The 24766-nt window shown below is 35.3% G+C and carries 24 protein-coding genes; 14 read left to right on the forward strand and 10 right to left on the reverse strand.

The genetic code is table 11. The features are described from left to right. Nucleotides 1-114: 114 nt before the first annotated feature. Nucleotides 115-1467: a hypothetical protein gene (locus AACL18_RS02335; RefSeq protein ID WP_339051143.1), complete on the forward strand. Its 1353-nt coding sequence runs from the start codon at nucleotides 115-117 to the stop codon at nucleotides 1465-1467. Nucleotides 1468-1635: 168 nt separating this feature from the next. On the opposite strand, the gene AACL18_RS02340 is transcribed toward AACL18_RS02335, so the two are convergent. After that, on the reverse strand, nucleotides 1636-2202 hold the full coding sequence (locus AACL18_RS02340; RefSeq protein ID WP_339051144.1) for a DJ-1/PfpI/YhbO family deglycase/protease: 567 nt from the start codon (nucleotides 2200-2202) through the stop codon (nucleotides 1636-1638). Between the two features lie 214 nt (nucleotides 2203-2416). Here AACL18_RS02340 and AACL18_RS02345 point away from each other — a divergent pair, with 214 nt between their 5' ends. Next, entirely contained in the window at nucleotides 2417-3028 is a 612-nt protein-coding gene (locus AACL18_RS02345; RefSeq protein WP_339051146.1) for a hypothetical protein, read from the forward strand. Here AACL18_RS02345 and AACL18_RS02350 read toward each other — a convergent pair. The 8 genes from AACL18_RS02350 to gatC are packed head-to-tail and all read right to left on the reverse strand — an operon-like array spanning nucleotide 3014 to nucleotide 11332. Continuing rightward, a complete protein-coding gene (locus AACL18_RS02350) occupies nucleotides 3014-4459 on the reverse strand; it encodes an NAD-dependent succinate-semialdehyde dehydrogenase (RefSeq protein WP_339051147.1) in 1446 nt (481 codons plus the stop codon). The two genes, AACL18_RS02345 and AACL18_RS02350, sit on opposite strands and share 15 nt — an antisense overlap. Before the next feature lie 17 nt (nucleotides 4460-4476). Next, entirely contained in the window at nucleotides 4477-5337 is an 861-nt protein-coding gene (locus AACL18_RS02355; protein WP_339051148.1) for an HlyC/CorC family transporter, read from the reverse strand. Beyond that, nucleotides 5318-5791 carry an rRNA maturation RNase YbeY gene (gene ybeY / locus AACL18_RS02360; protein WP_339051150.1) on the reverse strand — a complete coding sequence of 158 codons (474 nt, stop codon included), beginning with the start codon at nucleotides 5789-5791 and terminating at the stop codon, nucleotides 5318-5320. The genes AACL18_RS02355 and ybeY overlap by 20 nt, the downstream gene beginning before the upstream one ends. Next, nucleotides 5757-6737 carry a PhoH family protein gene (locus tag AACL18_RS02365; protein ID WP_339051151.1) on the reverse strand — a complete coding sequence of 327 codons (981 nt, stop codon included), beginning with the start codon at nucleotides 6735-6737 and terminating at the stop codon, nucleotides 5757-5759. Before AACL18_RS02365 ends, ybeY begins: the two co-directional genes overlap by 35 nt. Further along, the gene (gene miaB / locus AACL18_RS02370; protein ID WP_339051152.1) at nucleotides 6734-8062 is read right to left on the reverse strand and encodes a tRNA (N6-isopentenyl adenosine(37)-C2)-methylthiotransferase MiaB; all 1329 of its coding nucleotides are present in this window, start codon (nucleotides 8060-8062) and stop codon (nucleotides 6734-6736) included. The genes AACL18_RS02365 and miaB overlap by 4 nt, the downstream gene beginning before the upstream one ends. Before the next feature lie 10 nt (nucleotides 8063-8072). Continuing rightward, nucleotides 8073-9545: an Asp-tRNA(Asn)/Glu-tRNA(Gln) amidotransferase subunit GatB gene (gene gatB / locus AACL18_RS02375; RefSeq protein WP_339051584.1), complete on the reverse strand. Its 1473-nt coding sequence runs from the start codon at nucleotides 9543-9545 to the stop codon at nucleotides 8073-8075. A gap of 23 nt (nucleotides 9546-9568) precedes the next feature. Then, the gene (gatA, locus tag AACL18_RS02380) at nucleotides 9569-11026 is read right to left on the reverse strand and encodes an Asp-tRNA(Asn)/Glu-tRNA(Gln) amidotransferase subunit GatA (protein ID WP_339051154.1); all 1458 of its coding nucleotides are present in this window, start codon (nucleotides 11024-11026) and stop codon (nucleotides 9569-9571) included. An 18-nt stretch (nucleotides 11027-11044) separates the two neighbouring features. Continuing rightward, nucleotides 11045-11332 carry an Asp-tRNA(Asn)/Glu-tRNA(Gln) amidotransferase subunit GatC gene (gene gatC, locus AACL18_RS02385; protein WP_339051156.1) on the reverse strand — a complete coding sequence of 96 codons (288 nt, stop codon included), beginning with the start codon at nucleotides 11330-11332 and terminating at the stop codon, nucleotides 11045-11047. A 224-nt stretch (nucleotides 11333-11556) separates the two neighbouring features. On the opposite strand from gatC, the gene AACL18_RS02390 reads away from it, so the two are divergent. The 10 genes from AACL18_RS02390 to AACL18_RS02435 all read left to right on the forward strand — a co-directional run bounded on the left by AACL18_RS02390 (nucleotide 11557) and on the right by AACL18_RS02435 (nucleotide 19735). Then, a complete protein-coding gene (locus tag AACL18_RS02390; protein WP_339051158.1) occupies nucleotides 11557-12597 on the forward strand; it encodes a rod shape-determining protein in 1041 nt (346 codons plus the stop codon). A gap of 96 nt (nucleotides 12598-12693) precedes the next feature. Then, complete coding sequence (gene mreC, locus AACL18_RS02395) at nucleotides 12694-13491, forward strand: rod shape-determining protein MreC (protein ID WP_422395891.1); 798 nt, start codon at nucleotides 12694-12696, stop codon at nucleotides 13489-13491. 9 nt (nucleotides 13492-13500) lie between these two features. Further along, nucleotides 13501-13986: a rod shape-determining protein MreD gene (gene mreD, locus AACL18_RS02400; protein ID WP_339051160.1), complete on the forward strand. Its 486-nt coding sequence runs from the start codon at nucleotides 13501-13503 to the stop codon at nucleotides 13984-13986. 106 nt (nucleotides 13987-14092) lie between these two features. Beyond that, nucleotides 14093-14395 (forward strand): N-acetylmuramoyl-L-alanine amidase, encoded by a 303-nt coding sequence (locus tag AACL18_RS02405; protein WP_339051162.1) that lies wholly within the window; start codon nucleotides 14093-14095, stop codon nucleotides 14393-14395. A gap of 20 nt (nucleotides 14396-14415) precedes the next feature. Continuing rightward, nucleotides 14416-15309 (forward strand): peptidoglycan-binding protein, encoded by an 894-nt coding sequence (locus tag AACL18_RS02410; protein WP_339051164.1) that lies wholly within the window; start codon nucleotides 14416-14418, stop codon nucleotides 15307-15309. Between the two features lie 621 nt (nucleotides 15310-15930). Continuing rightward, entirely contained in the window at nucleotides 15931-16182 is a 252-nt protein-coding gene (locus tag AACL18_RS02415; protein WP_339051166.1) for a hypothetical protein, read from the forward strand. Nucleotide 16183: 1 nt separating this feature from the next. Continuing rightward, on the forward strand, nucleotides 16184-16393 hold the full coding sequence (locus AACL18_RS02420) for a hypothetical protein (protein WP_339051167.1): 210 nt from the start codon (nucleotides 16184-16186) through the stop codon (nucleotides 16391-16393). A 155-nt stretch (nucleotides 16394-16548) separates the two neighbouring features. Beyond that, entirely contained in the window at nucleotides 16549-17640 is a 1092-nt protein-coding gene (locus AACL18_RS02425; RefSeq protein WP_339051168.1) for a glycosyltransferase family 9 protein, read from the forward strand. Nucleotides 17641-17752: 112 nt separating this feature from the next. Beyond that, nucleotides 17753-18508, forward strand: a complete 756-nt coding sequence (locus AACL18_RS02430) for a glycosyltransferase family 2 protein (protein ID WP_339051170.1) — start codon at nucleotides 17753-17755, stop codon at nucleotides 18506-18508. 3 nt (nucleotides 18509-18511) lie between these two features. Further along, nucleotides 18512-19735 (forward strand): O-antigen ligase family protein, encoded by a 1224-nt coding sequence (locus tag AACL18_RS02435; protein ID WP_339051171.1) that lies wholly within the window; start codon nucleotides 18512-18514, stop codon nucleotides 19733-19735. Between the two features lie 5 nt (nucleotides 19736-19740). Here AACL18_RS02435 and AACL18_RS02440 read toward each other — a convergent pair whose 3' ends face one another. Continuing rightward, nucleotides 19741-20565: a glycosyltransferase family 2 protein gene (locus AACL18_RS02440; protein WP_339051172.1), complete on the reverse strand. Its 825-nt coding sequence runs from the start codon at nucleotides 20563-20565 to the stop codon at nucleotides 19741-19743. Between the two features lie 225 nt (nucleotides 20566-20790). Here AACL18_RS02440 and AACL18_RS02445 point away from each other — a divergent pair, with 225 nt between their 5' ends. Both AACL18_RS02445 and AACL18_RS02450 read left to right on the forward strand, forming a co-directional pair. Further along, nucleotides 20791-23814, forward strand: a complete 3024-nt coding sequence (locus AACL18_RS02445) for a YhdP family protein (RefSeq protein ID WP_339051173.1) — start codon at nucleotides 20791-20793, stop codon at nucleotides 23812-23814. Nucleotides 23815-23921: 107 nt separating this feature from the next. Next, a complete protein-coding gene (locus AACL18_RS02450) occupies nucleotides 23922-24731 on the forward strand; it encodes a hypothetical protein (RefSeq protein ID WP_339051174.1) in 810 nt (269 codons plus the stop codon). Nucleotides 24732-24766: the final 35 nt, after the last annotated feature.

Here is a 24766-nt window from a genome sequence, read left to right on the forward strand (position 1 = left end):
AAATATTGTTAATTAAAGTTACATAATGTGTTGTAGGTGTAAAGCATAGTTTTTGTAATTGTAACTTAAAATTTTTCTGTTAGACTATGTCGGCTATTCTAATAATAAAAAATTATGGCTAAAGATATTCAAACAGCAAAAAATGAAAACTGCCAAAAAATTCAAAACTTAAATTTATTAGTTGAGTTTAAAAAAGTTGAATTTTCTAATAGAATTAAAGAATTAAAAAAATTAATTAAGGAAAATAACTTAAAACCATTCCAAATTAATCCTGCTCAACTAAAAGAGTTTTTATCTTTATTTTCGGAGCATCATAAGTTTATCGCTTTAGAATTAGTAAAACCTTTCCTTTCCAATACAAATGAATTAAAGAATATTGAACTGAAGTCTACTCAGTTAGTATCAGTTTTATCTTTATTCCACACTGTTACTCGTTGTATTGTTCTTGAAACTTTAATACCGTTGTTTATTAATTCTGAGTTAACAAAATTAAAGAAATTTGAACTGAAAGCTGCTCAATTAAAAGCCATTCTGTTTTTATTTGCTAATTCCGATCGTTTAAAAGCTTTAAAGCTTTTAATAGAAAATTTTGATATTAAAATCAATCTAACTGAAACAGATATAAAAGAGCTTGAAACTTGTTTAGCAAGAGATTCTGATTTTAAGAACCTATTATCCTCAGATAGGAAAAAAATTTGGAATACCTTTTTTGTTAAAAATGAAGAGCATTCTGGTATCTATACAATACATCACAAAAAACTAGTTAATAGCATCAATAAACTAAACAATACAACTAGATGCCACACACTTTTCTTGACAGGACAAAGAGAGAAAGAAATTTATAAGCGAGAAGTTAGTGTGACACGCGAAAAAAGAAATATATCTTTCGATAAATTACTTATAAAATCCGATAAGAAATTCTTGAGTAAATTCGCGGGGAATGTAGAACATAAGGTTAATTCTATATCGCAAACAAGTTTTCCAGAAAATACGACTGAACTTTTTAGGCGTAACGATTTACCTCAACTGAATAATTTATCAAAAAAAACAGAGATTAAAAACGAATCACTAGAATTATTAAGTATTAAAATTAACCAACGTCTGGCAAGAGAAAAGCTAGATTTTTTTAAAAAATACGTTAATGTACAAAATCTAGATATCGTTTTTGAAAATGCGAAAGAGATTTGTAAATTTATTAAACTTTTTCCACCCCATGATGCCATTAAGTTTTTAAAACTTCCTTATATACAAGATCAAGTAAAAAATTTACAACAACAGAAAGCTTATTTTACTATAGATGCTTATAAAGAATTATTGAACTATTTGCCCGAAAATTTCAATAAAAGATTGTTAAATTCAATTAGTCCTGTTACAACGCCAAAGCAATCATCGAAAATTTTTAACCCTAACAATAATCACAAAACTATGCCAGATCTAATACCAAAGGTAATTACTAGAGGTATTTAATTTAGTAAAGAAGGGTGTGAGTGATATGCACCTGTGGAAAATTCTAAAAAAATAAATTAAGTTAAAGAGAAGAGATTTTCTTGAAAATTTGAAAATAAATTTTCTGTTACCTAATTTATTTTTATGTGTTTATAAAAATTTACCAGATTTATTTCAAAATCAAACATGTCAGTGCTTTTGTTTGTTTAATTCATGCGCGATTGCCTTTGAGAAATTATCTAGATCCTTTGGTTGACGTGAAGTTATTAGGCAGCTAGCTTCTTTATTCGATGTTACAACGGCTTGATCGAGCCATTTCGCTCCCGCATTAATCAAATCGGTCTTGATTGAATAATAAGAAGTCATTTCGCGACCGGCAACAAGCTTAGCCTCGATTAAGATCCAAGGAGCATGACAGATGGCAGCAATCAATTTCTGGTTCCTTGCAAATTCACTTACAAGCTTAACAGCCTGTGGATCGATTCTAAGTTTATCTGAATTTACTGTTCCTCCGGGTATAATAAGCGCATCATATTCTGAAAAATGAATCGAGGAAAGATCAGTACTCGCTTTAACTATTTCGTCTTTATCGACATCGTTAACTAAAGTTTGTACTTTGCCTCGATGAATAGCAGCGTGTGTAATTTCTGCGTTAAGCTTTTTTAGAAAAGCAATAGGAACTAATAATTCCGATTTTTCAACACCCGTATTTGATGTGATAATAAGAATCTTTTTTCCACTTAAGTTAATATCCATTTTTACTACTCGTTAAATGAAATAATTTGAAATTATAGCTTTTCTCTTACAGGAATCAAATTTAAGAGAATTTGAACAATAATTTTGTCTTGTTATTACCAACAAGTTTTAATTTTTTCAATGCTAAGGAATAGTCAGAAAAAAATTTGCGTATTTAATATTTGTTTAAGAAAAATTTATTAGTATTGATTTTTTTAAATCAGTGACTAACATTATGACAATCACTTGGGAAGAAATAGAAGATTCAAGACGCTCGGAGAATGCTCAGCAATTTTATAATTTTGTTAAAAGTATAATTGAAGAAAATCAATTAACTTGTATCGATAAGATTCTAAAATTAAGCTTGATCTTAATAGGATTACCCTACGAAAATCGGTATGAAATTTTTAATCTACCAAACATACAGATAATTTTAAATAATTTCAATGAAAAAGAAATTGTAGAATTATATGGTTTATTCTTGCCAGAAGATGCTTATAAATTTTTTAGATCAGACTATATACAATTTCTATTACGAAAAATTCCACCTTCCGACATTGATTGCGAAGATATTATTTCTTACATTCCCGATGAAAATGGAATGAGAGATTCAGTGAGGGGTATATTCAATACTTTAATCCAACCCAAAGAACCTAATAATATTTCTACCGCGCAAGCTAAAAGAATTCAGTATTCGCGACTAACCCAAGAAGATTTATTAGGTAACCCTCAGTTTTTTAATCGTTTGCCCGAACCTTATAATAATCAAAATATCAGTTCGGATGATGAAGGGTACAGCAGTGCAAGTGAAGCTTCTCAAAAAAAAATCGTATTAATTAGTATTTAAACAAACGTATTTAATTTCTAAATAGTCTTCAATACCATATTTTGAGCCTTCGCGGCCGATACCGGATTGTTTGAAACCACCAAAGGGAGCGACTGCATATGAAGCGCGCCCGGTGTTGACACCGACAATACCATAATCGAGTTGTTCAGCGACATGAATAACACGATTGACATTTTGCGTATAAAAGTATGCTGCAAGTCCGTATTCAGTGGCATTTGCTAAATGAATGACTTCTTGTTCTTCAGAAAATTTAAATAAAGCGGCTATGGGACCAAAAGTTTCTTCTTTAGCGATTAGCATTTTATCTGTACAATTTTTTAAGAGTGTCGGCTGGAAAAAATTTCCACCTAAAGCATGTACTTTTCCTCCGCATACCAATTCCGCGCCTTGTTGTAGCGCATCTGCAATATGTTTTTCTACTTTCTTGATCGCTGGTTCATTGATCAATGGCCCTATCTGAATATTATCTTCTAAACCATTACCTACTTTTAATTGTTGAATGGTGTGAGCTAATTTTTTCGCAAAAATTGCATAGATTTTTTCATGAACATAAAAACGGTTGGTACAAATACACGTTTGTCCACTATTACGAAATTTCGATGCAATGGCGCCAAGGATCGCCTGATCGATATCGGCATCATCAAAGACAATAAAAGGTGCATTACCACCTAATTCTAAGGATATTTTTTTTACTGAGTTAGCCGCTCTTTGCATTAATAATTTCCCAATGGCAGTAGAACCCGTGAAAGAAATTTTGCGTAGCGAAGGGCTGTCAGTGAAAATATTGCCAATCAATTCAGAATCACCGGTGACGATGTTAAACACACCGGCCGGTATTCCGGCTTTTTCCGCGAGTACCGCCAATGCCATTGCGGAAAAAGGCGTTAATACTGAAGGTTTAAGTATGATAGTGCAGCCGGCAGCTAAAGCCGGTGCACATTTACGTGTAATCATGGCGTTAGGAAAATTCCAGGGGGTAATAGCGCCTACTACACCGACCGATTGTTTGCTAACAAACAAATGCTGCTTGGTTAATGGCGCAGGTATAATGTCGCCGTATACGCGTTTGCCTTCTTCAGCGAACCATTGAATGAAAGAAGCGCCGTAACGAATTTCTTCCATGGCTTCTTTAAGTGGTTTGCCTTGTTCTAGTGTGAGTAAAAGTGCTAAATCATTGATATTCTCTAAAATCAATGTATACCAACGGTATAACAATTCACCACGTTCTGCGGCGGTTTTGGATCGCCATATCGGCCAAGCTGCATCGGCTGCAGAAATTGCATCGAGTATGTTTGCTGGTTCTAAATCTGGAACGGTTCCAATAATTTCTCCAGTAGCGGGATTATTAATTGTAATGGTTTTTTTTGCCAGCACCCATTTCCCACTGATATAACAGCCTTGTTGAAAAAGTGAAGTATCGTTTAATTTCATCTTAAGAATTCCAATTTTCAGTGTGAGGTTTTTTCAATGGTAACTTGTAATAAACGAATAAGTCGATTATCCGCACGTAAAACTTTAAAGTGAAAAGGATGAATAGTAATGCTGGCGCCACGTTTCGGTAAGTAACCAAAACGATTCGCGATTACGCCACCTATCGTATCAAATTGATTGGTTGCCAAATTAGAATTAAAAAAGTCATTAAAATTTTCAATAGGCATCATCGCTTTGACAATAAATTGATTCGGGTTTTGTTCCTGGATAAAAACTTCGTCATTAGCATCATATTCATCCTCAATTTCGCCAACAATTTCTTCTAAAACATCTTCAATAGTGACCAGACCAGAAACAGCGCCATATTCGTCAACAACGATAGCCATATGATAATGTTTATGTTGAAATTCTTCGAGTAAACTGTCTAAGCGCTTACTTTCGGGTATAAAAACTACAGGTCTTAAGATGTCGTGGATATCAAAGCTGCTTTGATGGGCTAAAGGATTGTATTTAAGTAAATCTTTTGCCAATAATAAACCAATGACGCGTCGTTCATCATTGATAACCGGGAAACGCGAGTGGCCAGATTCAATGACCATGGGTAACAGTTCTGCCAAATGTGCTTTTTCATGAATAACTGTAATTTTGGCATGTGGAACCATAATATCCCGGACGTGTATGTCAGAGATTTGTAATACACCTTCTAGCATTTTCAACGCTTGTGCATTGAGTAAATTGCGTTGTTTAGCATAATACAATAACTCAATGAGTTGTTTTCTATTTCTTGGTCCTTGTTTGAAAACTTGATGAACACGTTTTAACCAGGGCTGACGATTTTTTTTAAATCTAATTTTATCGTCAGAGGTAGGGGTTTTCATAACCTAATTCCTTCAATATTTGAATTTCTACTGTTTCCATTTTGCTAGCATCTTTATCATCAATATGATCATAACCTTTCAAGTGTAAACAACCATGAATAATAAGATGTGCCCAATGAGCGAGGCGGTTTTTTGCTTGTTGTTTAGCTTGTTGATTAACAAGGGCGGCACATATCACTAAATCGCCTAAAAAAACAGAGGAAACTTCAGGTGGCGGCTCAAAGGGAAAAGATAAAATATTAGTAGGGCCTTTTTTATGTCGATAAGTGTTATTAAGGTCAGCACTTTCCTTTTTATTGACGAGTCGTATGTTTATTTCGTTAGGTCCTACTTGCTTTGCCAAAGCTTTGTTTACCCATCGCTGTAGGAAATAACGGCTAGGAATAAAAGTGTTACTAGCAATGATTTGTATTGTGATTTTAATGCGCTTTTCTTTGATTTTCGTTTTGCGCATAGGCTTGTAATATTGCTTGTACTAAAGTATGCCTAACAATATCTTGCATTTGAAATTCAGTAAAGCTGATACCCTTTATATTTTTTAAAATACTTAAACAGTGACACAAGCCTGATTCTAGGCCACGTGGCAAATCGGTTTGTGTCGTATCACCACTCACAACTACTTTAGAGTTAAATCCTATACGCGTTAAAAACATTTTCATTTGTTCTTTCGTCGTATTTTGTGCCTCATCTAAAATAATGAAAGCATCATTTAAGGTACGTCCGCGCATATAAGCCAATGGAACCACTTCAATAATATGTTGTTCGACGAGTTGCATCACTAGCTCAAAACCGAGCATGTCATTTAATGCATCATAAAGTGGGCGAAAATAGGGGTCGAGCTTTTGTGAAAAATCACCTGGTAAAAATCCTAATTTCTCCCCGGCTTCAACAGCAGGTCTAACGAGTACTACGCGACTAATTTGTTCCTTTTCTAACGCGGCCACGGCACAAGCGACAGCTAAGTAAGTTTTTCCTGTCCCCGCTGGACCTAAACCAAAATTAATATCGTGATTTAAAATACGTTCGATATATAAACTTTGATTCGGGCTATGTGGTTTGATGGGGCCACGTTTGGTTTGAATCATTATACCGGGAGTTTTGGGAGGCTTTAGTGTCATAGTGGGATCAGTTTGAGCCGTCTGTAGCACTAAATGGATAGTATTTGAAGTCAATGTGGTTTTTTTAGTGCCGGTTTCTGCGTAAAGATGATGTAATACTTTGGCAGCAATTTCAACAGCCGTGTTAGGACCATTAATCTGAAAGTCATGACCACGATTATAGATACAAACGTTGAGTTTTTGTTCAATTTGACGTAAATGCTGATCAAATGGACCACAAAGATTTGCTAAACGGTGATTGTCTTCTGGAATAAGTTGAAAAGTATAAGCTTGTGTATTCAATTTACTATTAATTCTCCTCGTAAAGAGTTTCTTAATACCTCAGTAATAGTAATAGGAACTAATTGCCCTATTAAGCGCGTGTGACCTCTGAAGTTAACCACGCGGTTATTTTCTGTGCGTCCTTGCAGTTCATTTTCATTTTTCTTAGAAGGACCTTCAACCAATATTTGATGGACCTGACCAAGCATTTTTTTACTTAGGGTTTGTCCTTGAAATACTAGAAGATTTTGCAGGATCTGTAAACGTTGTTTTTTTTCTGCGCTTGTTACATCATCAGAAAGCTCGGCGGCGGGTGTTCCGGGTCGACGACTATAAATAAAACTAAATGAATTATCAAAGCCTATGGACTCCACTAAATTAAGTGTGGCTTGAAAGTCAGCTTCAGTTTCCCCAGGGAATCCAATAATAAAATCTGAAGATATCGCAATATCAGGTCGAACTTTGCGCAATTTACGAATTTTAGATTTAAATTCTAAGCCTGTGTAACCACGCTTCATGGCGGCTAAAACTCGATCTGAACCACTTTGCACGGGTAAATGCAAATGATCGGCTAATTTTGGTACATCAGCATACGCTTGAATGAGGCGATCTGAAAACGCTAAAGGGTGAGAGGTGGTAAATCGTATACGTAAAATATCATCGAGTGCAGAAATATATCGAATTAAATCGGCTAAATCTGCAGTGCCACCTTCATAGCGTGGACCTTGATAGTCGTTAACATTTTGACCTAACAAGGTCACCTCACGGACACCTTGTTCACTCAGTTGTACAATTTCTGCAAGCACATCATCTAAAGGACGGCTAATTTCTTCACCGCGTGTGTAAGGAACGACACAAAAACTGCAATATTTGTTGCATCCCTCCATGATAGATACAAATGCACGTGGACCTTCCGCTCTTGGAGTGGGTAGATGATCAAATTTTTCGATTTCTGGAAAGGAAATGTCCACCACGGCTCGTTTTTTTTCTAAAACTTGATTGATCATATCCGGAAGTCGATGCAAAGTTTGAGGACCAAATACGATGTCCACAAAAGGTGCGCGCTGAATAATGCCTGCACCTTCTTGACTTGCGACGCAGCCACCTACAGCGATAATGATGTGGGATCGCAATGCTTTAAGTTTACGCCATTGCCCGAGCTGCGAAAAAACTTTTTCTTGCGCTTTTTCACGAATCGAACAGGTGTTTAATAAAATAACATCCGCTTCGTTGGGATCTTTAGTCAAGACTAAATGATGAGAATGAAATAAAAGATTATGCATACTCGCCGAATCGTATTCATTCATCTGGCAGCCATGCGTTTCGATATAGAGCTTTTGTAACATAAATTTCTTTTTAATGATCGAGTTTTTCTTTTAATAGACTATTTAATTGTTGTGGATTTATTTTACCACCTGAAGCTTTCATCACTTGACCGACAAAAAAACCAAATAGTTTATCTTTTCCTGCTCTATAATCAGCTAATTGGTCAGGATATTTTTTTAAAATCTCATCAATAAGCTTCAATATGGCAGATTGATCCGTAACTTGTTGTAGATTTTTCTCTTGAATAATTTCATCACTGTTTTTGTTGCTAAGCCATAATTCTTCAAACACATCCTTGGCTATGGTACTAGAAATAGTATGATCAGCAATGCGTTGCAGTAGACCCGCAAGTCGTTTGGCATTAATAGGAGATTCAAGAATGCTTAAATTGGATTTGTTTAGAGCGGCAGCAAGTTCTCCCATGATCCAATTAACTGCTAATTTTGCGGGGATTTTTTCTTTGACAACTTCTTCAAAATAGTCAGCTAATTCTCGAACTGATGTGAGTAAGCTCGCATCATAAGCATTTAGTTTATATTCAGTTTGAAAACGAATATGTTTTTTTTGTGGTAATTCAGGCAAGGTTTGCTTAATTTTTTCAATAAAGTCAGCATTGATGATGACAGGACATAAGTCTGGATCAGTGAAATAGCGATAATCTTTAGCGTCTTCTTTACTACGCATGGGACGTGTTTCTTGTTTATCAGTATCATATAAACGAGTTTCTTGATCGATACTCCCGCCCATTTCTAAAACGTCAATTTGACGATCAATTTCATATTGAATAGCTTTTTCAATAAAACGAAAAGAGTTTAAATTTTTAATTTCTACACGTTTCCCCAATTGTTTTTGATTGGTTTTACGTACAGAGACATTGGCGTCACAACGAAATGAGCCTTCTTGTAAGTTTCCATCCGAGATATCCAAATAACGAACCAGTGTATGTAATGTTTTAAGATAAACAACCGCTTCTTTGGGTGAAGTTAAATCAGGTTCCGAAACAATTTCTAATAATGGAGTTCCAGCGCGATTTAGATCGATACCGGTCATATTTTCGAATCCTTCATGCAAAGATTTTCCAGCATCTTCTTCTAAATGGGCTCGTGTGATACGAATAGTTCTTTGCTCTCCATTTTCTAGCGCTATCGTTAGGTGTCCTGGTCCGATAATAGGATTTTCATGTTGACTTATTTGATAGCCTTTAGGCAAATCAGGATAAAAATAATTTTTACGCGCGAAGATTGAATAATGAGGAATATTTGCTTGGATACTTAAACCAAATTTAATCGCCATATTCACGGCTTCTGCATTTAAAACGGGTAACACACCGGGTAAAGCTAAATCCACCGCACACGCTTGTGTATTGGGTTCAGCGCCATAAGCGGTAGCAGCACCTGAAAAAAGCTTTGACTGGGTTGATAATTGAACATGAACTTCAAGTCCTATAACCGATTCCCAGGTACTAGCAGACTTCTCGGATGACTTGAGCTCATTATTGTACATGGATTTTTTGTGTTCAGCCGAGCTCATAGATTGAAATTCTCCGGTATTTTTTTATGCCAATCAGTTTCTTGTTGATAACGATGTGCGGCATTCAATAATTTTGCTTCAGTAAAAGGACTGCCAATAAGTTGCATCCCTAAGGGAAGCCCATCAACAAATCCCGCTGGAATTGAAATGGCGGGTAGACCTGCTAGATTGATAGCAATGGTGTAAATATCCGATAGATACATACTGACCGGATCATTGATTTTTTCACCTAGTTTGAATGCGGTAGTCGGTGTGGTAGGTCCTAGAAGGATATCAACCTGTTGAAATGCTTGTTTAAATTCTTCGATTAAAAGCGCGCGAATTTTTTGTGCTTTAGCATAATAAGCATCATAAGAACCAGCGGATAAAACATAAGAGCCCATTAACAGCCGACGTTTTACTTCATTACCAAATCCCTCGCCACGAGTTCTTTCATATAAATCTTTTAAATCAATAGGATTACTACAACGATAACCATAACGCACACCATCATAACGAGCAAGATTGGAGGAACATTCGGCCGATGCAATAATATAATAAAGAGGAATAACTAAATGACAATTGGGTAAACTAACACTGCTAACTTTTGCACCTAACTTTTCATAAAGTTTAATAGCTGCTTGGATAGTTGTTGCTATTTTAGGGTCAAGATCTTTAGAAAAATATTCTTTGGGTAATCCAATTTTTAGGCCTTCGATTGAATCATTCAATGTCAACATATAGTTGGGAACCGCTCGTTCAATACTTGTCGAATCTTTCTCATCAAAACCTGCCATGACATTCATTAAAAGGGCAGCATCTTCTGCTGTCTGTGTCATTGGACCGGCTTGATCTAAACTAGAGGCAAAAGCAATAAGTCCATAGCGTGAGACACGCCCATAAGTGGGTTTAAGCCCGGTAAGATTACACAATGCGGCGGGTTGTCTTATAGAGCCCCCAGTGTCTGTACCCGTTGCGGCAGGCGTTAATCGGGCAGCAACCGCAGCACTGGAGCCACCGGAAGATCCCCCGGGTACACGTGAAATATCCCAAGGGTTTTTTACTGCACCATAAAAACTGTTTTCATTGGATGAGCCCATGGCAAATTCATCCATGTTGGTTTTACCTAATAACACAGTTCCAGCTTGATTAAGCCGACTAACTAAGGTTGCATCATAAGGAGCAACAAAATTAGCTAACATTTTTGAAGCACAACTCGTTTTAATACCCGTAGTACAAAAAATATCTTTATGTGCGAAAGGAATACCTGTCAAGGACCCAGCGCTGCCATTTTGGTATTGTAAATCAGCCCGTTTGGCTTGTTCTAGCGCTAGGGATGATGTGACAGTAATAAAGCTATTTAAGGTTTTATCATATTTATCGATACGCGCTAAAAAAAGTTGTGTTAATTCTGTACTCGATACTTTTTTTGCTCGAAGCGCGTTAGATAACTCAGTGATCGTATAGTTATGCATATTTAGTCATCTCTAAAGTTATTCTAAAACAAGGGGGACACAATAAAGGCCTGCCTCAGTATACTCAGTGAGCTGCTGAAAATCTTTCCTATGAACAATTTCTGTGATTTTGTCAGCACGTAAGCGTTGTGTGATGCCAAAAGGGTGAGCGACAGGTTGTACTGAGGTGGTATCTACAGCATCCATTTGCGTTGCTAGCTTAAAAATGCCTTGTAGGCTTTTTAAATACTGAGCGGCTTCTTCAGGATTGATTTGTATTCTAGCTAAATCAGCAATTTTATTAACGTCTTCAAGCGTGATTACCATAATTAAGTGAAACTCCAAATCTAGTACAGTAAAAAGCTCGGTATTATACCTATTACGCTTAGATTTGCGAATCGGTAAATATTACGCGTATCGATGTGTATTCCTGCAGCTTTAATTTTTGCTATCTTATGAGGTTGCTTGCATAAAATCTTCTAGATTTGCTAAAGTGCGTAGGCACACACTATATTATGTAGGTAAACGTTCATACGTAGGTGGTCAACTTTATGCTAAGCAAATTCCGCGGTTTATTTTCTAAAGACATTTCCATAGATTTAGGCACGGCAAATTCATTAATTTATGTTCGTGGCGAAGGAATTGTTCTTAATGAACCGTCCGTAGTCGCTATCCGTTTAGAAGAGGGCAATCAACGTCGCGTACTCGCGGTAGGCTGGGAAGCTAAGCGTATGCTAGGGCGTACTCCTGGTAATATTAGTGCGATACGACCCCTAAAAGATGGTGTGATTGCTGATTTTTATGTGACTGAAAAAATGTTGCAGCATTTTATTAGTAAAGTGCATCAAAATCGTTTTTTACGTCCTGCTCCTCGAATTTTGGTTTGTGTCCCTTGTGGGTCAACACAGGTTGAACGTAGAGCTATTCGTGAATCGGCTTTAGGTGCCGGTGCCAGAGAGGTCTATTTGATCGAAGAGCCTATGGCTGCAGCTATTGGCGCAGGCATGCCAGTTGATGAAGCTCGCGGATCATTAGTGGTAGATATTGGCGGCGGAACTACGGAAGTTGCCGTTATTTCTTTAGGCGGAGTGGTCTATTCACAATCAGTTCGTATTGGTGGAGATCGATTTGATGAAGCTATTGTCAATTATGTTCGACGTAGTTATGGAAGCTTAATTGGCGAACCCACCGCAGAGCGAATTAAGCACGAAATTGGTACCGCTTTTTCTCTATCTGAAGTACGAGAAATTGAAGTGCGTGGGCGTAATATTTCAGAAGGTGTTCCCAGAGCTTTTGTTTTGAATAGCAATGAAATTTTAGAAGCTTTGCAAGAACCATTATCCAATATTATTGGAGCCATTCGTACTGGCTTAGAACAAACACCCCCTGAATTAGCTGCAGATATTTCTGAAAGAGGAATGGTTTTAACTGGCGGTGGTGCCTTACTAAGGAATTTAGATCGATTAATTACTGAAGAAACCGGTATGCCCGTCGTTGTAGCAGAAGATCCATTAACCTGCGTTGCGCGAGGTGGTGGTCGTGCGCTCGAGATTATCGATGAAATGGGTGGGGATTTTTTAGTCAAAGATTAGCAGGTAAGCGTTATTAAACTATTATTTAACCGTGGAAAAACCTCTTTAGGGTTAAGGTTAGTTTTTTTTGTTCTTTTATCTCTGTTATTGATTCTATTGGATTATCATCATTATTTACCGTCGTTACGTCGTGTATTAAATAACGTGGTAGCCCCTTTCCAGTATATGGTAGATGCTCCGGTGCAACTATTCAACAATATAAAGGGCAATTTTGTAACACGACAAAAAATACAAGCTGAAAATACGATTTTAAGTACTCAACAAGTTTTGTTACAAGCTAAGTTACAACGTTTTGCGGCTTTAGAAAGTGAAAATAGGCAATTGAATCAATTATTAGCTGCGACTGAACATCTAAAAAAACAACATTTTCGTTTGGCACGACTATTATTGGTTAATGCTGATCCTTTATTGAATGAAGTGATAGTCGATAAAGGACAATCGGATGGTGTTAAAGTAGGTCAGCCAGTGCTGGATGCCAATGGTGTGATGGGTCAAGTCGTCAACGTCGATTTTTTAAACAGTCGTGTACTATTACTAACCGATTTTCGTAGTGCGATTCCTGTTCAAGATGTGCGTAGTGATGTGCGTGGTATTTTAGTGGGTCGAGGACGACTCGCGAAACTTTTATTAAAAGATATTCCTGGTACTGTGGATATTAAAGTAAATGATCTGTTAGTTACTTCAGGTTTAGGTGGGCGTTACCCAGCAGGCTATCCTGTAGGTGTCGTCAGTGTCGTTAACACGAATGTTGCTACACAATTTGCTAGTATACAGGTTGATCCGAGTTCACAATTAAGTAGAAATCGGCCAGTATTATTAATTTCTTCAGCCAATACGCCGACTACGGAAGTTAGTTCAAAAGTTAAAACCATCGCACAAGCGCTTAAAAAATAGGATAGCGGAATGAAACCACTTTATTTTTCTACCTTATTTCTTGTTGCGATTAGTTTTTTTGCGGCGATTATACTTAATATTATTCCATTACCGCCTGCTTTGACTTTATTTTTTCCTTTATGGTTACCCTTGGTTTTAATTTATTGGATTATGGTATTGCCGGAGCATATTCATTTTACTTTAGCCTGGATACTCGGTTTATTTATTGATGTCTTATATGGCAGCTGCTTGGGGGAACATAGTTTGGCTTTATGCGTAGTTGCTTATTTAGCTTATCGTTTTCATTTGCAATTTCGTATGTTCCCCTTGCCGCAACAAATAATATTTATTTTTGTTATGCTTCTGATCTATCAGGTTGTGCTGATTTTGATACAAAACTGGCTGGGATTTCCGGTTGATTTTCGTTGGGCTTGGATTCCCTTATTAGTGAGCGCCTTAGTTTGGCCATTAATGAATAATGTGCTGAGAATAAATCCTTTAGATATGCGTCATTAATTTTTTTAGTATAAAAATTTATTTATTCTAAATATTTTTTATTTATATTTCGAAAAATATTATGTAAGATATATTTTGAATTAAAGCAAAAATTAGGATTATATTCATGAAAGAAAAATTTATATTTGCGGATAAGCAAAATTTTGATAGGCGCCAGCGATCTATCGTATTGCATTATACCGTTTTAGAAGAAAAAGATTCTGTGGAAACTTTGACTCGCGGCGGCGTTGGAGCACATTTTTTAATTCCAAAGCAACCTATTATAGAGAGTGAAGAAACATACGAATATTATAGATTTGCAGATATAAACGATCGTACTTGGCACGCAGGTGTCAGTAATTTTGCTGGCAGAAGCGGTTTGAATGATACTTCAATAGGGATCGAAATAGTTAACTATGCTATGGTTTAAAACGGGATTCTGGAGAAGTATTGTTTACCTATCAAGTTGAAAATCAACTTAAAGCATATATTATTCAAACTTTAAAAGAAGAGGATGAAAGTTTATTGCAGCTGTTAGAAAGTAAAGAATTATTAACAGCCTTTTTAGCTGATATGGGACGTGGGTTAGTGCCACCGGACGACCGTGCAGCTTATCAAGAAAACGTATCACAAAAACAAAAAGATAAATATAAGCAACTAACGAAAGAATGGAGAGTTGAAAACGATCCTTTTCTTAATCTTGCTCAAAAAGATCTTTTTCCATTGGCGCAGCAAGGCAAGCTAATCAGGGATGAATACACCGACTATCAAATTGAGACTATTGCAAAACTTATTAAAGAAGGAATTGAGCCTAAACTAATAATAAAAGATGAAAAAACTGGAGAAATATACTATCAAATACCTCCTCAACTTATAACAGGTCATATGGCTATTGCGCTGGGCAGGAAAACTGATCCAGGCCCATGTTTATTTATAGAGTTAGCTAAACGAGGTATAGGTGCTTGGCCTGATGAAGAGCAAAGATTAAGTATTGAGCAGAACATTAATGCTGAAAATGGAATTGATTATAAATGGATACAAGATAATTTAAAAATTTATGGTTATGAAGTAACGTCGACTGGTCAATTCGATGAGCAAACTCAAAATGCAATCAGAACTTTTCAAATGCAGTTTGAACCTGAACATTACTCGGGAGTGCCCACCGTAAAAACTATTAGTATATTAGAAGCGCTAATTAAAAAATATTATCCAGATAAGCAATCAGAATATCCGCGTTCTTTTAATCCTTCTAATGAAAAAAAAACTAGTTTTTTCTTTAAAGATGGAGCAAACGTAGATACGGGTGACACAGTGAGTGTATTTAATTGTTGTGTAATTGGTTAACCATCATTATCTTCATTATAATGTTGATCATATTTTACTTGATCAACATTGTTTGTTTCTAAGTATACTTTTCGCATATGAATTTTTGTCTGTGTTGCCGCGCAATCCGCAAACCTTATATATCTGTATAGACCATATTGCTGCCTGTATGCGGCACTTGCCGAAAAACCAATTACTGAGAGTCTATCTGTTTTTCATCTAACAAGCTTATTATTAATTATTTTTTATGGTTAATAATTTACTTATCAGTGTGTAACTTGTTGTATAAGCTGTGAAAAAGCCTTTGAAAACTTGTGGATAATGCAAACTTTTGCTAAAATTGTTATACGTGATTGTATAAAAAAACGTAAGTAAAATGCATAATACTATATATAGTTGTTCAAAATAAAATTAACACTATATTTAGTGGGACTGGATTTTATAACTTATGCTTCAAAATTTTCAAAAAAAATTAATGCTGCAAAAATCTAACAAATATAAGCTTAACTCAAGTCAAATTAAAGTGCTATTAAAGCCTACTGAGTAGATTGAGTACCTAGATTGCTTAATTCCAATAATCAATTTTATTTAAAATCAAAATGTTACCCAGCAATCTAAAGAAAATGGTTCCAAGGGGGATATATGTTTAGTAAAGCGAGTAATAAGCGTAGTTTATTAAGTTATTCAGGAAATGCAGCATTTAAAAAACGTATCGCACCAAAAATAGCTGCTCATATTCAAAGACCTATTGATGTCTCTTTAAGCGGGGAAGATGCTTGTTTAAATCAATGGCTTATGGACAATTTAAGTACCATATTGCCAATACACATTACTTTAGCGACAGGTCGTTCCTCAGCACAGAGGATTACAAAACCCTATCTTAAAAAGGCTTAATATGAGCAAAGTAAAGATTATATTATCTGATGGTACAGAATTTGAGCATGATTTTGGTTGTAATAACCATTATGCAGAAATGTTTCAAATTATTCGTGAAATTATTGGTATTGATTCTCGTGTAAAGTGGTTTAAAGATTTAAAAGATGAATTTTATAACATACAATGCTTCGGTGATGTTAAAGTCGATATCTCTAAAAATAATTCTTAAAGATTGAAATTTTTTATAAAATAGTGCACGATTTGATGTTTTCGTGTTTACATACGTTTAAATTAAGCACTCAATGGATGGGGACTTAACACTAAATGATAAACACTTTGAATTTTTCTCTGCAAAGATTAGCCGAATAAAATATTAGCAAGGATATGCAAAAATCACCGCCAGGAAGGCTCTTAATTGTTTGTATTCGCCGTATCGGCGATGTTTTACTTGTTACACCCTTAATTCGGACCTTTAAACATCATTGGCCAAAAACAAAAGTTGATCTTTTGGTTTTTAAAGGCACTGAATCTATTCTTAATTCAAATCCAGATATAGAAAACATTATTAGCATTGATGAGCGCCCTGATTTTTTTCAACATTATCAATTAATCAAAAAAATTTTTCGCGTTTACGATATGTCTGTGGCCACCTTGCCTGGAGATAGAGCCATACTTTATGCTTATTTTGCAGCTAACTATCGAGTAGGCATGTTAGGTGCTGATAAGAGTCGCTGGTGGAAACGCTTGTTACTCTCTAAAGCCGTAGAATTTGATAGTATTTCTACGCATACCGTATTAATGAACTTACGATTGGCAGAAATTTTACAGATAAGTCCTTGTTCAGAAATTGTTATTGCTTGGCAGGAAAAAGATTCCCAGAAAGTAACGCAGCTCATTGATATGAATAAAAAAATAGCTATTTTACATCTACGTCCTAAATTTTCTTATAAAGAATGGATTAAAGAAGGTTGGATAGGCCTAGCCAATTGGCTATTAGGAATAGGTTATACGGTTGTGTTAACTGGAGATAAAAACGAATCAGAAAAAAAAATGGCCGCGGAATTGTTGGATGAATTACCACAAGGTGCAATTGATATGGTGGGCAATTTAAATTTAAATCAACTCGGTTTTTTATTAAGTAAAGCTAAAATTTATATTGGCCCAGATACGGTAGTGACACATATGGCGGCTGCGTTAGGTACACCAACTATGGCGTTATTTGGCCCAAGTAACCCTGTAAAATGGGGTCCTTGGCCTAAAACATGGGCTTTAAATAATCCATTTGTTCGAGTAGGATCGCAGCATCGGAATAATGTGTACTTAATGCAAGGTTCGGGAGTATGCGTTCCTTGCTTTCAAGAAGGCTGTGATCAACACATAAACAGCCGGAGTCGCTGTTTGGAAGGTTTAACTGCACAACGAGTTATTAATAAAGTCAAACGACTTATTAATGATCCGGAAAACCTTGCTACTTAGTTTCATTCTCTTAGTAAAACATTAAAGTGGATAGGTGAACATCTTTCTAAAGCTACCTATTGAGTAGGTGTATGTTATATGCTGCTAGCTTTTAAGGGTTTAAAAAAATTATATGTTAGCGTTAAGTGTGATTGTCATAGTTAAAGATGCAGCACAGGATATCCAGCGTTGTTTGGAATCAATAAAATGGGCTGATGAAATTATTATTTTGGATTCAGGAAGCCAAGATCATACCTTGGAGATTTGTCGACCATATACGCAGAATATTTTTTCAACTGATTGGCCAGGATTTGGTAAACAAAAGAATCGGGCTTTAGATAAAGCCCAAGGTAAATGGGTATTGTCTATCGATGCAGATGAAGCCTTAAGTTCAGGCTTAATAGAAGAAATAAAACGAATTATCTCAAAAACCGATGATCGATATGATGCTTATGCTATAAAAAGAATATCTTTTTTTTGCGGGAAAAAAATTCGATATGGTGATTGGAGCAGAGATGAAGTCGTTAGATTATTCCGTCGATTACCATCTATTCGATTTACACCCACGATCATTCATGAGAAATTGCATGGATATTCAAATGTAGGAAATCTAAAAGAAGTGATTTTTCATGATACCATGAAAACTATTAGCCAAGTATTACTGAAATTAGAACATTATTCTAGCTTTGCTGCGCAAAAGTCGTATCAAGAACACACAAAATCTAGTCTGTTAAAAGCAATTTTGCATGCGAAATGGTGTTTTATTCGCGGTTATTTTTTACGTTTAGGTTTTTTGGATGGTCGTGAAGGGTTTATATTGGCAGTTTCCAATGCATTAGGTGTTTTTTATCGTTATGTAAAATTAGTATATCTTTATGAATTAGGATAAATCATGTCTGCAGATTCACTAAGTTGTTCTCGTCGTCCTGTCAGAGATTATTTTCAAGGGCTCAGTCGAATTTTTGCGGTGCTGACTGCATTTGTATTGCCCATCTCAACCGCTGCATTGATGGTTTTTTTCACGGCGACAGTGCTTTGTTGTTTATTAGCCGGAAATTGGCATGAAAAATATCTTATTCTACGCCATAATCCAATGGCTTTGATGTTTATTATATTTTTTGCGCTGTTTCTTTTAGGGCTTAGCTATACCACGGTGCAATGGTCGCTAGCCTTACATACTTTAACAAAATATAGTAAATTTTTGCTAGGATTTTTTTTATTTAGTTCATTTCGACATGAAAAAACCGCATATTCTGCTTTATTTGCTTTTTTATTAGCATCTAGCCTGACGCTGATCTTTTCTTTGATCAAATATTTTGGACATTGGGATTTACTACATCGCTTTGCTTCAGATTCTGGTGTTTTTAAAGATCATATTTTTACAGGGTTTTTATTAGCATTTACTAGCTATGGCTTTGCTTTATTTACATTTTCAATGAAAAACACTTGGCGCTGGTTGTTTGCTGCATTGTTTTTACTTGCGGTTTACGATGTATTATTTATTAATATAAGTCGATCGGGTTATGTGGTGCTTTTTAGTTTGTTGTTGTTATTGGCTAGTCAACTATTTGCCTGGAAAGGATTGCTAGCGGGAGTATTAATTTCAATCTTTTTATGTTGTGGGTTGTTATTTTTACCTGCTAATTTTAAAGAACGTTTCAATTTAATGCATAGTGAAATTACACAATATAAACATGGAAGCTTTGACACTTCAGTAGGGTTACGTTTACAGTTTTATCATAATAGTATGAAACTATTAAAAGAACATCCTTGGATAGGAACTGGCACTGGAAGCTTTGCACAGGACTATTTAGCAGTCACACACGATAAACAATTTGCTACGCGAAATCCACATAATGAATATCTTAATATTGCTGTGCAATTTGGCTTATTAGGACTTGTTATTTTATTAGCCATGTTTATTGTTCATGCCTGGAGTAGCTTTCGCTTGCAAGGCTTACGTCAATATTTTGCGCAAGCGGTTTTGGTGTCTATCGCGGTAGGGGCATTGTTTAATTCATGGCTTATGGACGCGACTCAAGGTTGTTTTTATGTTATTTTTACCGCTTTATTCTTTGCAGAGTTATCTTATAAATCTGAAGAAGCTATCATGTAAACTAATTAACTTACGTTGTTTATCCCAATTTTTGCATGAATTCGTTGGTTTTCGGTTATTTGCTTTAATAAATTAAGATTTATTTGTTCTTTTTCGCGATCATTTTGTTGATGCCATAAATGAATAACAGGTACTGCAAATTTTCCTGTTTTACGTTTAATGCCTGCGCGGATCAAGCGTATAACTAAGTCAGAGTCTTCATATCCCCATCCTATAAAGCTTTCGTCAAAACCGTTGACGGTCAAAAAATCTTCTTTCCATAAACCTAAATTACAACTTTTTGCTCCTTGCCATCGCTTTGCTTGAAATTTACGTAATTTATTAAATCGGATACGTAATAAAGGAAATAAACGATTTGAATGGCGATGAAAATAATGTGATAGCCATTGTAGAGCTGAGTCTTTATAAATAGGTAAAAATTCTTTCAGGATTTTTTGTGTAATTTTTTTTTCAAGTAAGAGTCGGTGACCAGAAACAAACCAAAAAGTTTCAGCTAATAAGCGATGTTGCTCGATAAAATCTGGAAAGGGGACACAATCGCCGTCCAGAAAAATAATATAGTTATTATTTGCAAGTAGAACCGCTTTATTGCGGATTTTAGCGGCTTGAAAGCCTTCATCTTGTTGCCAAACATGCTTGAGAGGATAATTAAGTTGGTGTTGTAATTGGTCAATTAATAGTCGAGTTGCATCAGTTGATCCATCATCGGCTATGATGACTTCATTGGGTAGTTGTGTTTGCTGTGCTAAGGCGGATAAAACTAAATGTAATGCATCGGGACGATTGTAAGTAGTCACAATGACAGAAATAGTGGGTGATTTTAATAACATGGCGCTCTTCATCAGCTGATTAACATTTGCGTTAAAAAAAACAAAAATTTTTAAGTTTTTAAAGTATAATGAGTATATACGTATTGCATATCGAGAAGCTAATAGGGGGCATACTGATGTTGCTATCATCTTAAAAACAGTTATTTAGTTGTTTTTAACAGTTCTAAATATTGATATTTTTATAGCTGCTAACACTCGATATTCATTTTTCTTGGCTTTCATCGAATGAAACACTTCCTGTATTCACTAGCGCGCTTACTCATCGTATTTTTAACAAGTAGTATCGTTTTTTTTGCTTTGGTGGTTATTGCAGGCCGAATTTTAACCCCTTATTTGAATAAACAAGCGCAAGGAATTTCCAACTTAGCCGCTAAAGTATTGCACAAGCCGGTACAAATCAAGCAATTTTCTGTGGCTTGGCAGGGTCTCACGCCCATTTTTCACGGATCAGACGTGATTATTTGGGATGATACTCAAACCCATCCTATATTAAGCGTTAAACAACTTAATATAGGTATCGATATTTTTAATAGTTTAGTCAATGGAGGAATAAAATTAGGCCCTATAAGTGTGAATGGGATTGAATTAGTTGCGCATCAAACTAAAGATGGTCAATTGGTTTTCTCTGGTATTAGCACATTGTTTAATCAATCTTCTGAGCTTAATTCGAATGGCATAAATGAATTAATCGCTTGGGTTTTAGCTGAACCAGAAATAAGTTTAAAAAATGTGGGCTTAAAATTTTATCCGAAATCGGGTAGCGTATGGTCACCAATGCAAATAAATCTGCTATTAAAAAATAGCGGTGATCAACATCAATTAAGTGGTCAATTAAGTTTTTTACAAGAAAACTTTTCTGAATTAAGTTTTAAAGTTAATCTGAGTGGTCCCCCATTATTATCCTCCCAGAACCATCTGAGCGGAACAGTTTTTTTACATGGCCAAAATGTTTTTCTGGATCGGTGGTTACAGCTATGGAAGCCAAGCTGGCAACTGCAAAACGCGAGAGCAAATTTTAAAATATGGGCCGATTGGGACTCTGACCATTTTACACAATTTCAAGGATTGTTCACTAATTTACACCCAGTATCAATAAAATTTAATAAACAAGCCGCCATTTCTTTTTCACCTTTTTCGGCGCATATACTTTGGCAAACTACTCAGCAACAGAATTGGAGCATAGACGCTATTGTTCATAATTTCGGTATGCAAACTTGGCAAAAAATCCCAGGGATCCAAGGACTAGATGCCTATTTGCATATGACACCTAGCATGGGAAACCTCATTGCGCATGCTAACGATTGCAGCCTAGATTTTAGTAAACTATTTAAAGCGCCGATACATTTGGATAGTCTAACAAGCAAATTGAATTGGCAGCAAAAAAATGGGGAGTGGGTAATTCAAGTTCCACAATTTGAAGCAGCCAATCAGGAGGTATCGGTTAATTCACAATTTTCTTTGTTAGTTCCAAAACGCGCTATTCAATCGCAGATTAGTTTACTAGCGCACGTAAAAATACATAATACAGCACATATTGGTTATTATTTGCCACAAACTGTATTAGGCTCAGAACTTTTACATTGGTTGAGTATAGCTATTACTAAAGGGTCAGGTATAGGAACTTTAGTATTGCAAGGCCCTTTGAATCAATTTCCTTTTGACCAACATAATGGAACTTTTTTAATTGATACACAAATAAAAGACGCTACTTTAGATTACGAACGAGCTTGGCCTAACTTGCAAAAAATTAATGGCGAACTTATTTTTGTTGGTCGGCAAATGCAAATTTTAATCGATACTGCAGAGTTGCTGGGTACAAGCTTAAAGAATATACAAGCTAATATTCCAATTATTAAGAAAAATGTACAGGCCGTATTACATATTGTTAGTGATGAGATTCATACTCGTCTAGAAATAGGTCAACGTTTTTTAATTGCTACACCATTATCTCATGGAACATTGAGTCAATTAAAAAACTTAATACTGATAGGTCCTTTGCAGCTTAGTATGCAAATAGCTATCCCTCTTGAAACAGGAAAACAAAAATTAAAATTACTGGGTCTTGCTCACACAGAAAATGCTAAATTGAAAATTCCTGCGCATGATATTCAATTAGATCAGTTAACCGGACCTTTTAGCTTTAATCAGGATGGAGTATCGGCACAAAAATTGACAGGAATATTATGGAAAAAACCTATAGAGTTGTCTATTCGTTCGACACCGAATCTACAAATTACCATAAATTATGATGATATCCTGACTAATTTAAAACCCGAACAAAGTGGTTGGCGTTTTAGTATTGATAATCAAACGGCGAAAGGAAATGTTTTGATTCCTAATAGTAATTTACAACCCATTCTGGCGAACTTTGACATTATTAATTTAGATTCATCGATTGAATCTAATAAGATTAATGGTTGGAATTTCAAACAATTACCTAAGATTAATTTAAACGCAAGAGAGGTACGTTATAAGGAGATTAATTTTGGAGCTGTGCAATTGAAATTAAATCCAATATTAGGTGGCGTGTTGGTGAGAGAATTAAATGCTGGAAATGCAAATTATCACTTGATAGCTAATGGCGCCTGGCATACTCAAGACGGTAGCTCGACTGAACTGATAGGCCAGTTAGACAGTATGAATTTAAGCAATTTTTTAAGAAGTTGGGGGTTACCAGCGAGTATCGCCGCTGAACAGGCACATATGCGATTTAATTTGCATTGGCAAGGTGCCCCCTATCAGTTTAGTTTTACTAAACTTAAAGGTCATTTTTCTTTTACTGCAACTAATGGTCAGATTGTTGATATTGGATCCAGTAACGAAGCTAAATTAAATTTTGGTCGGTTGCTTACTTTTTTAAGTATACAAAGCTTAACCAAACGTTTGCAGCTAGATTTTAGTGATTTAAAAACCAAAGGTTTTGATTTTACAAATATACAAGGTAATTTTATTTTACGAAATGGTAATGCTATTACTCGCGATGTCACTATCGAAGGACCGGTTGCGAAAATAAGTATCGCTGGCCGAATTGGTATGTTGAATAAAGACTATGATTTGATTATTAAGGTGGTTCCACATTTTACTTCTAGCTTACCCGTGATAGTTGGTTTGGCCGGTGGCCCAGTTGCAGGGGTAGTGGCTTGGTTAGCTAATGCGGTATTAGGTTCAACCGTACAGAAAATTGCTGAGACGTCGTATCACATAACTGGATCTTGGAGTAAACCTGATGTGGTTAAAACTTCTGTTTAATTTAAAATTCAAACAATTGTAAAAGATGGTTTACCTAGAAAATTTATTAAGTTAAATTAACGCTTTTTTCAGAGTCATATCATTTTAATGGAATAAAAAGGGTAATAATGTTTGCGCTTTCAACTGTTGAATTTTCTAAAAAATATTATGATGAAAAGTGGAAAAAGCAATCTAATAAGTATTATTGCTTAGATTGCCATTCTGGGGATGGACAAACTAATCAATTATTGAATGAATTGGAGAAATATTTTTTTTTAAATAAAACTTCTAAGGAACAAATGAAAAAGGAATTTGATTTCTATCTGGAATTTTTTTTAAAAAGATGTATAAACATCAATCGCAGTTTTTCTGATGCGATAAAATTTCTATCAATTTGGTTAAAGTTATCTCCAGATACTCTTTTAAAGGCATTAAAAGCTGAAGATCTAGAGCAATATTTTAATAGAACTGAATTTCATCATGAGGGGAATAAATGGTATTTTCCAAAATTGTTGCAGGTTTTTGTAACTTTAGTAGAGAATAAGCAAGCAAAGCCCAAAGAAATATTAGATCATCTCTTTAAAATTTTTAATTTTTTTAGTGATCCGGAATGCTTTGTTTGTGAAATTATCGGATATGATCAATTAGAGAGGTTCATTAAAGAAAGTCCGAAAGAGTTTAAAACCGATTTATTATTGAAAGTTAAAGATTTTATTGACGAGAAAAGTACAGTTTATCTTGGTTTTCGTAGTCATCAATATTTAAAAACAGAATTACTAACCATTGATCCGACTTTATTATTAAAAAAAATCGACTCGAAAAAATTAGCTTCTCAGATAAAAAGTGATCTTTTTATTTTTTCTAGTATTAATTACTTTGACTCATCGAAGTATGTTCCTCAACCATCTACAAATTTTAGAAAAGGGCAAAGCTATTAAACATGAGTTAAAATCACTAAAATTGCATCCTGACT

This window comes from Rickettsiella endosymbiont of Xylota segnis (assembly GCF_964019545.1).
GTDB lineage: Bacteria > Pseudomonadota > Gammaproteobacteria > Diplorickettsiales > Diplorickettsiaceae > Aquirickettsiella.

Bases quoted from the DNA above. Each gene is read 5' to 3' on its own strand.
- AACL18_RS02335 (WP_339051143.1), top strand. From the start codon at position 115: ATGGCTAAAGATATTCAAACAGCAAAAAATGAAAACTGCCAAAAAATT.
- AACL18_RS02340 (WP_339051144.1), bottom strand. From the start codon at position 2,202: ATGGATATTAACTTAAGTGGAAAAAAGATTCTTATTATCACATCAAAT.
- AACL18_RS02345 (WP_339051146.1), top strand. From the start codon at position 2,417: ATGACAATCACTTGGGAAGAAATAGAAGATTCAAGACGCTCGGAGAAT.
- AACL18_RS02350 (WP_339051147.1), bottom strand. From the start codon at position 4,459: ATGAAATTAAACGATACTTCACTTTTTCAACAAGGCTGTTATATCAGT.
- AACL18_RS02355 (WP_339051148.1), bottom strand. From the start codon at position 5,337: ATGAAAACCCCTACCTCTGACGATAAAATTAGATTTAAAAAAAATCGT.
- ybeY (WP_339051150.1), bottom strand. From the start codon at position 5,791: ATGCGCAAAACGAAAATCAAAGAAAAGCGCATTAAAATCACAATACAA.
- miaB (WP_339051152.1), bottom strand. From the start codon at position 8,062: ATGTTACAAAAGCTCTATATCGAAACGCATGGCTGCCAGATGAATGAA.
- gatB (WP_339051584.1), bottom strand. From the start codon at position 9,545: ATGTACAATAATGAGCTCAAGTCATCCGAGAAGTCTGCTAGTACCTGG.
- gatA (WP_339051154.1), bottom strand. From the start codon at position 11,026: ATGCATAACTATACGATCACTGAGTTATCTAACGCGCTTCGAGCAAAA.
- gatC (WP_339051156.1), bottom strand. From the start codon at position 11,332: ATGGTAATCACGCTTGAAGACGTTAATAAAATTGCTGATTTAGCTAGA.
- AACL18_RS02390 (WP_339051158.1), top strand. From the start codon at position 11,557: ATGCTAAGCAAATTCCGCGGTTTATTTTCTAAAGACATTTCCATAGAT.
- mreD (WP_339051160.1), top strand. From the start codon at position 13,501: ATGAAACCACTTTATTTTTCTACCTTATTTCTTGTTGCGATTAGTTTT.
- AACL18_RS02405 (WP_339051162.1), top strand. From the start codon at position 14,093: ATGAAAGAAAAATTTATATTTGCGGATAAGCAAAATTTTGATAGGCGC.
- AACL18_RS02415 (WP_339051166.1), top strand. From the start codon at position 15,931: ATGTTTAGTAAAGCGAGTAATAAGCGTAGTTTATTAAGTTATTCAGGA.
- AACL18_RS02420 (WP_339051167.1), top strand. From the start codon at position 16,184: ATGAGCAAAGTAAAGATTATATTATCTGATGGTACAGAATTTGAGCAT.
- AACL18_RS02425 (WP_339051168.1), top strand. From the start codon at position 16,549: ATGCAAAAATCACCGCCAGGAAGGCTCTTAATTGTTTGTATTCGCCGT.
- AACL18_RS02430 (WP_339051170.1), top strand. From the start codon at position 17,753: ATGTTAGCGTTAAGTGTGATTGTCATAGTTAAAGATGCAGCACAGGAT.
- AACL18_RS02435 (WP_339051171.1), top strand. From the start codon at position 18,512: ATGTCTGCAGATTCACTAAGTTGTTCTCGTCGTCCTGTCAGAGATTAT.
- AACL18_RS02440 (WP_339051172.1), bottom strand. From the start codon at position 20,565: ATGTTATTAAAATCACCCACTATTTCTGTCATTGTGACTACTTACAAT.
- AACL18_RS02445 (WP_339051173.1), top strand. From the start codon at position 20,791: ATGAAACACTTCCTGTATTCACTAGCGCGCTTACTCATCGTATTTTTA.
- AACL18_RS02450 (WP_339051174.1), top strand. From the start codon at position 23,922: ATGTTTGCGCTTTCAACTGTTGAATTTTCTAAAAAATATTATGATGAA.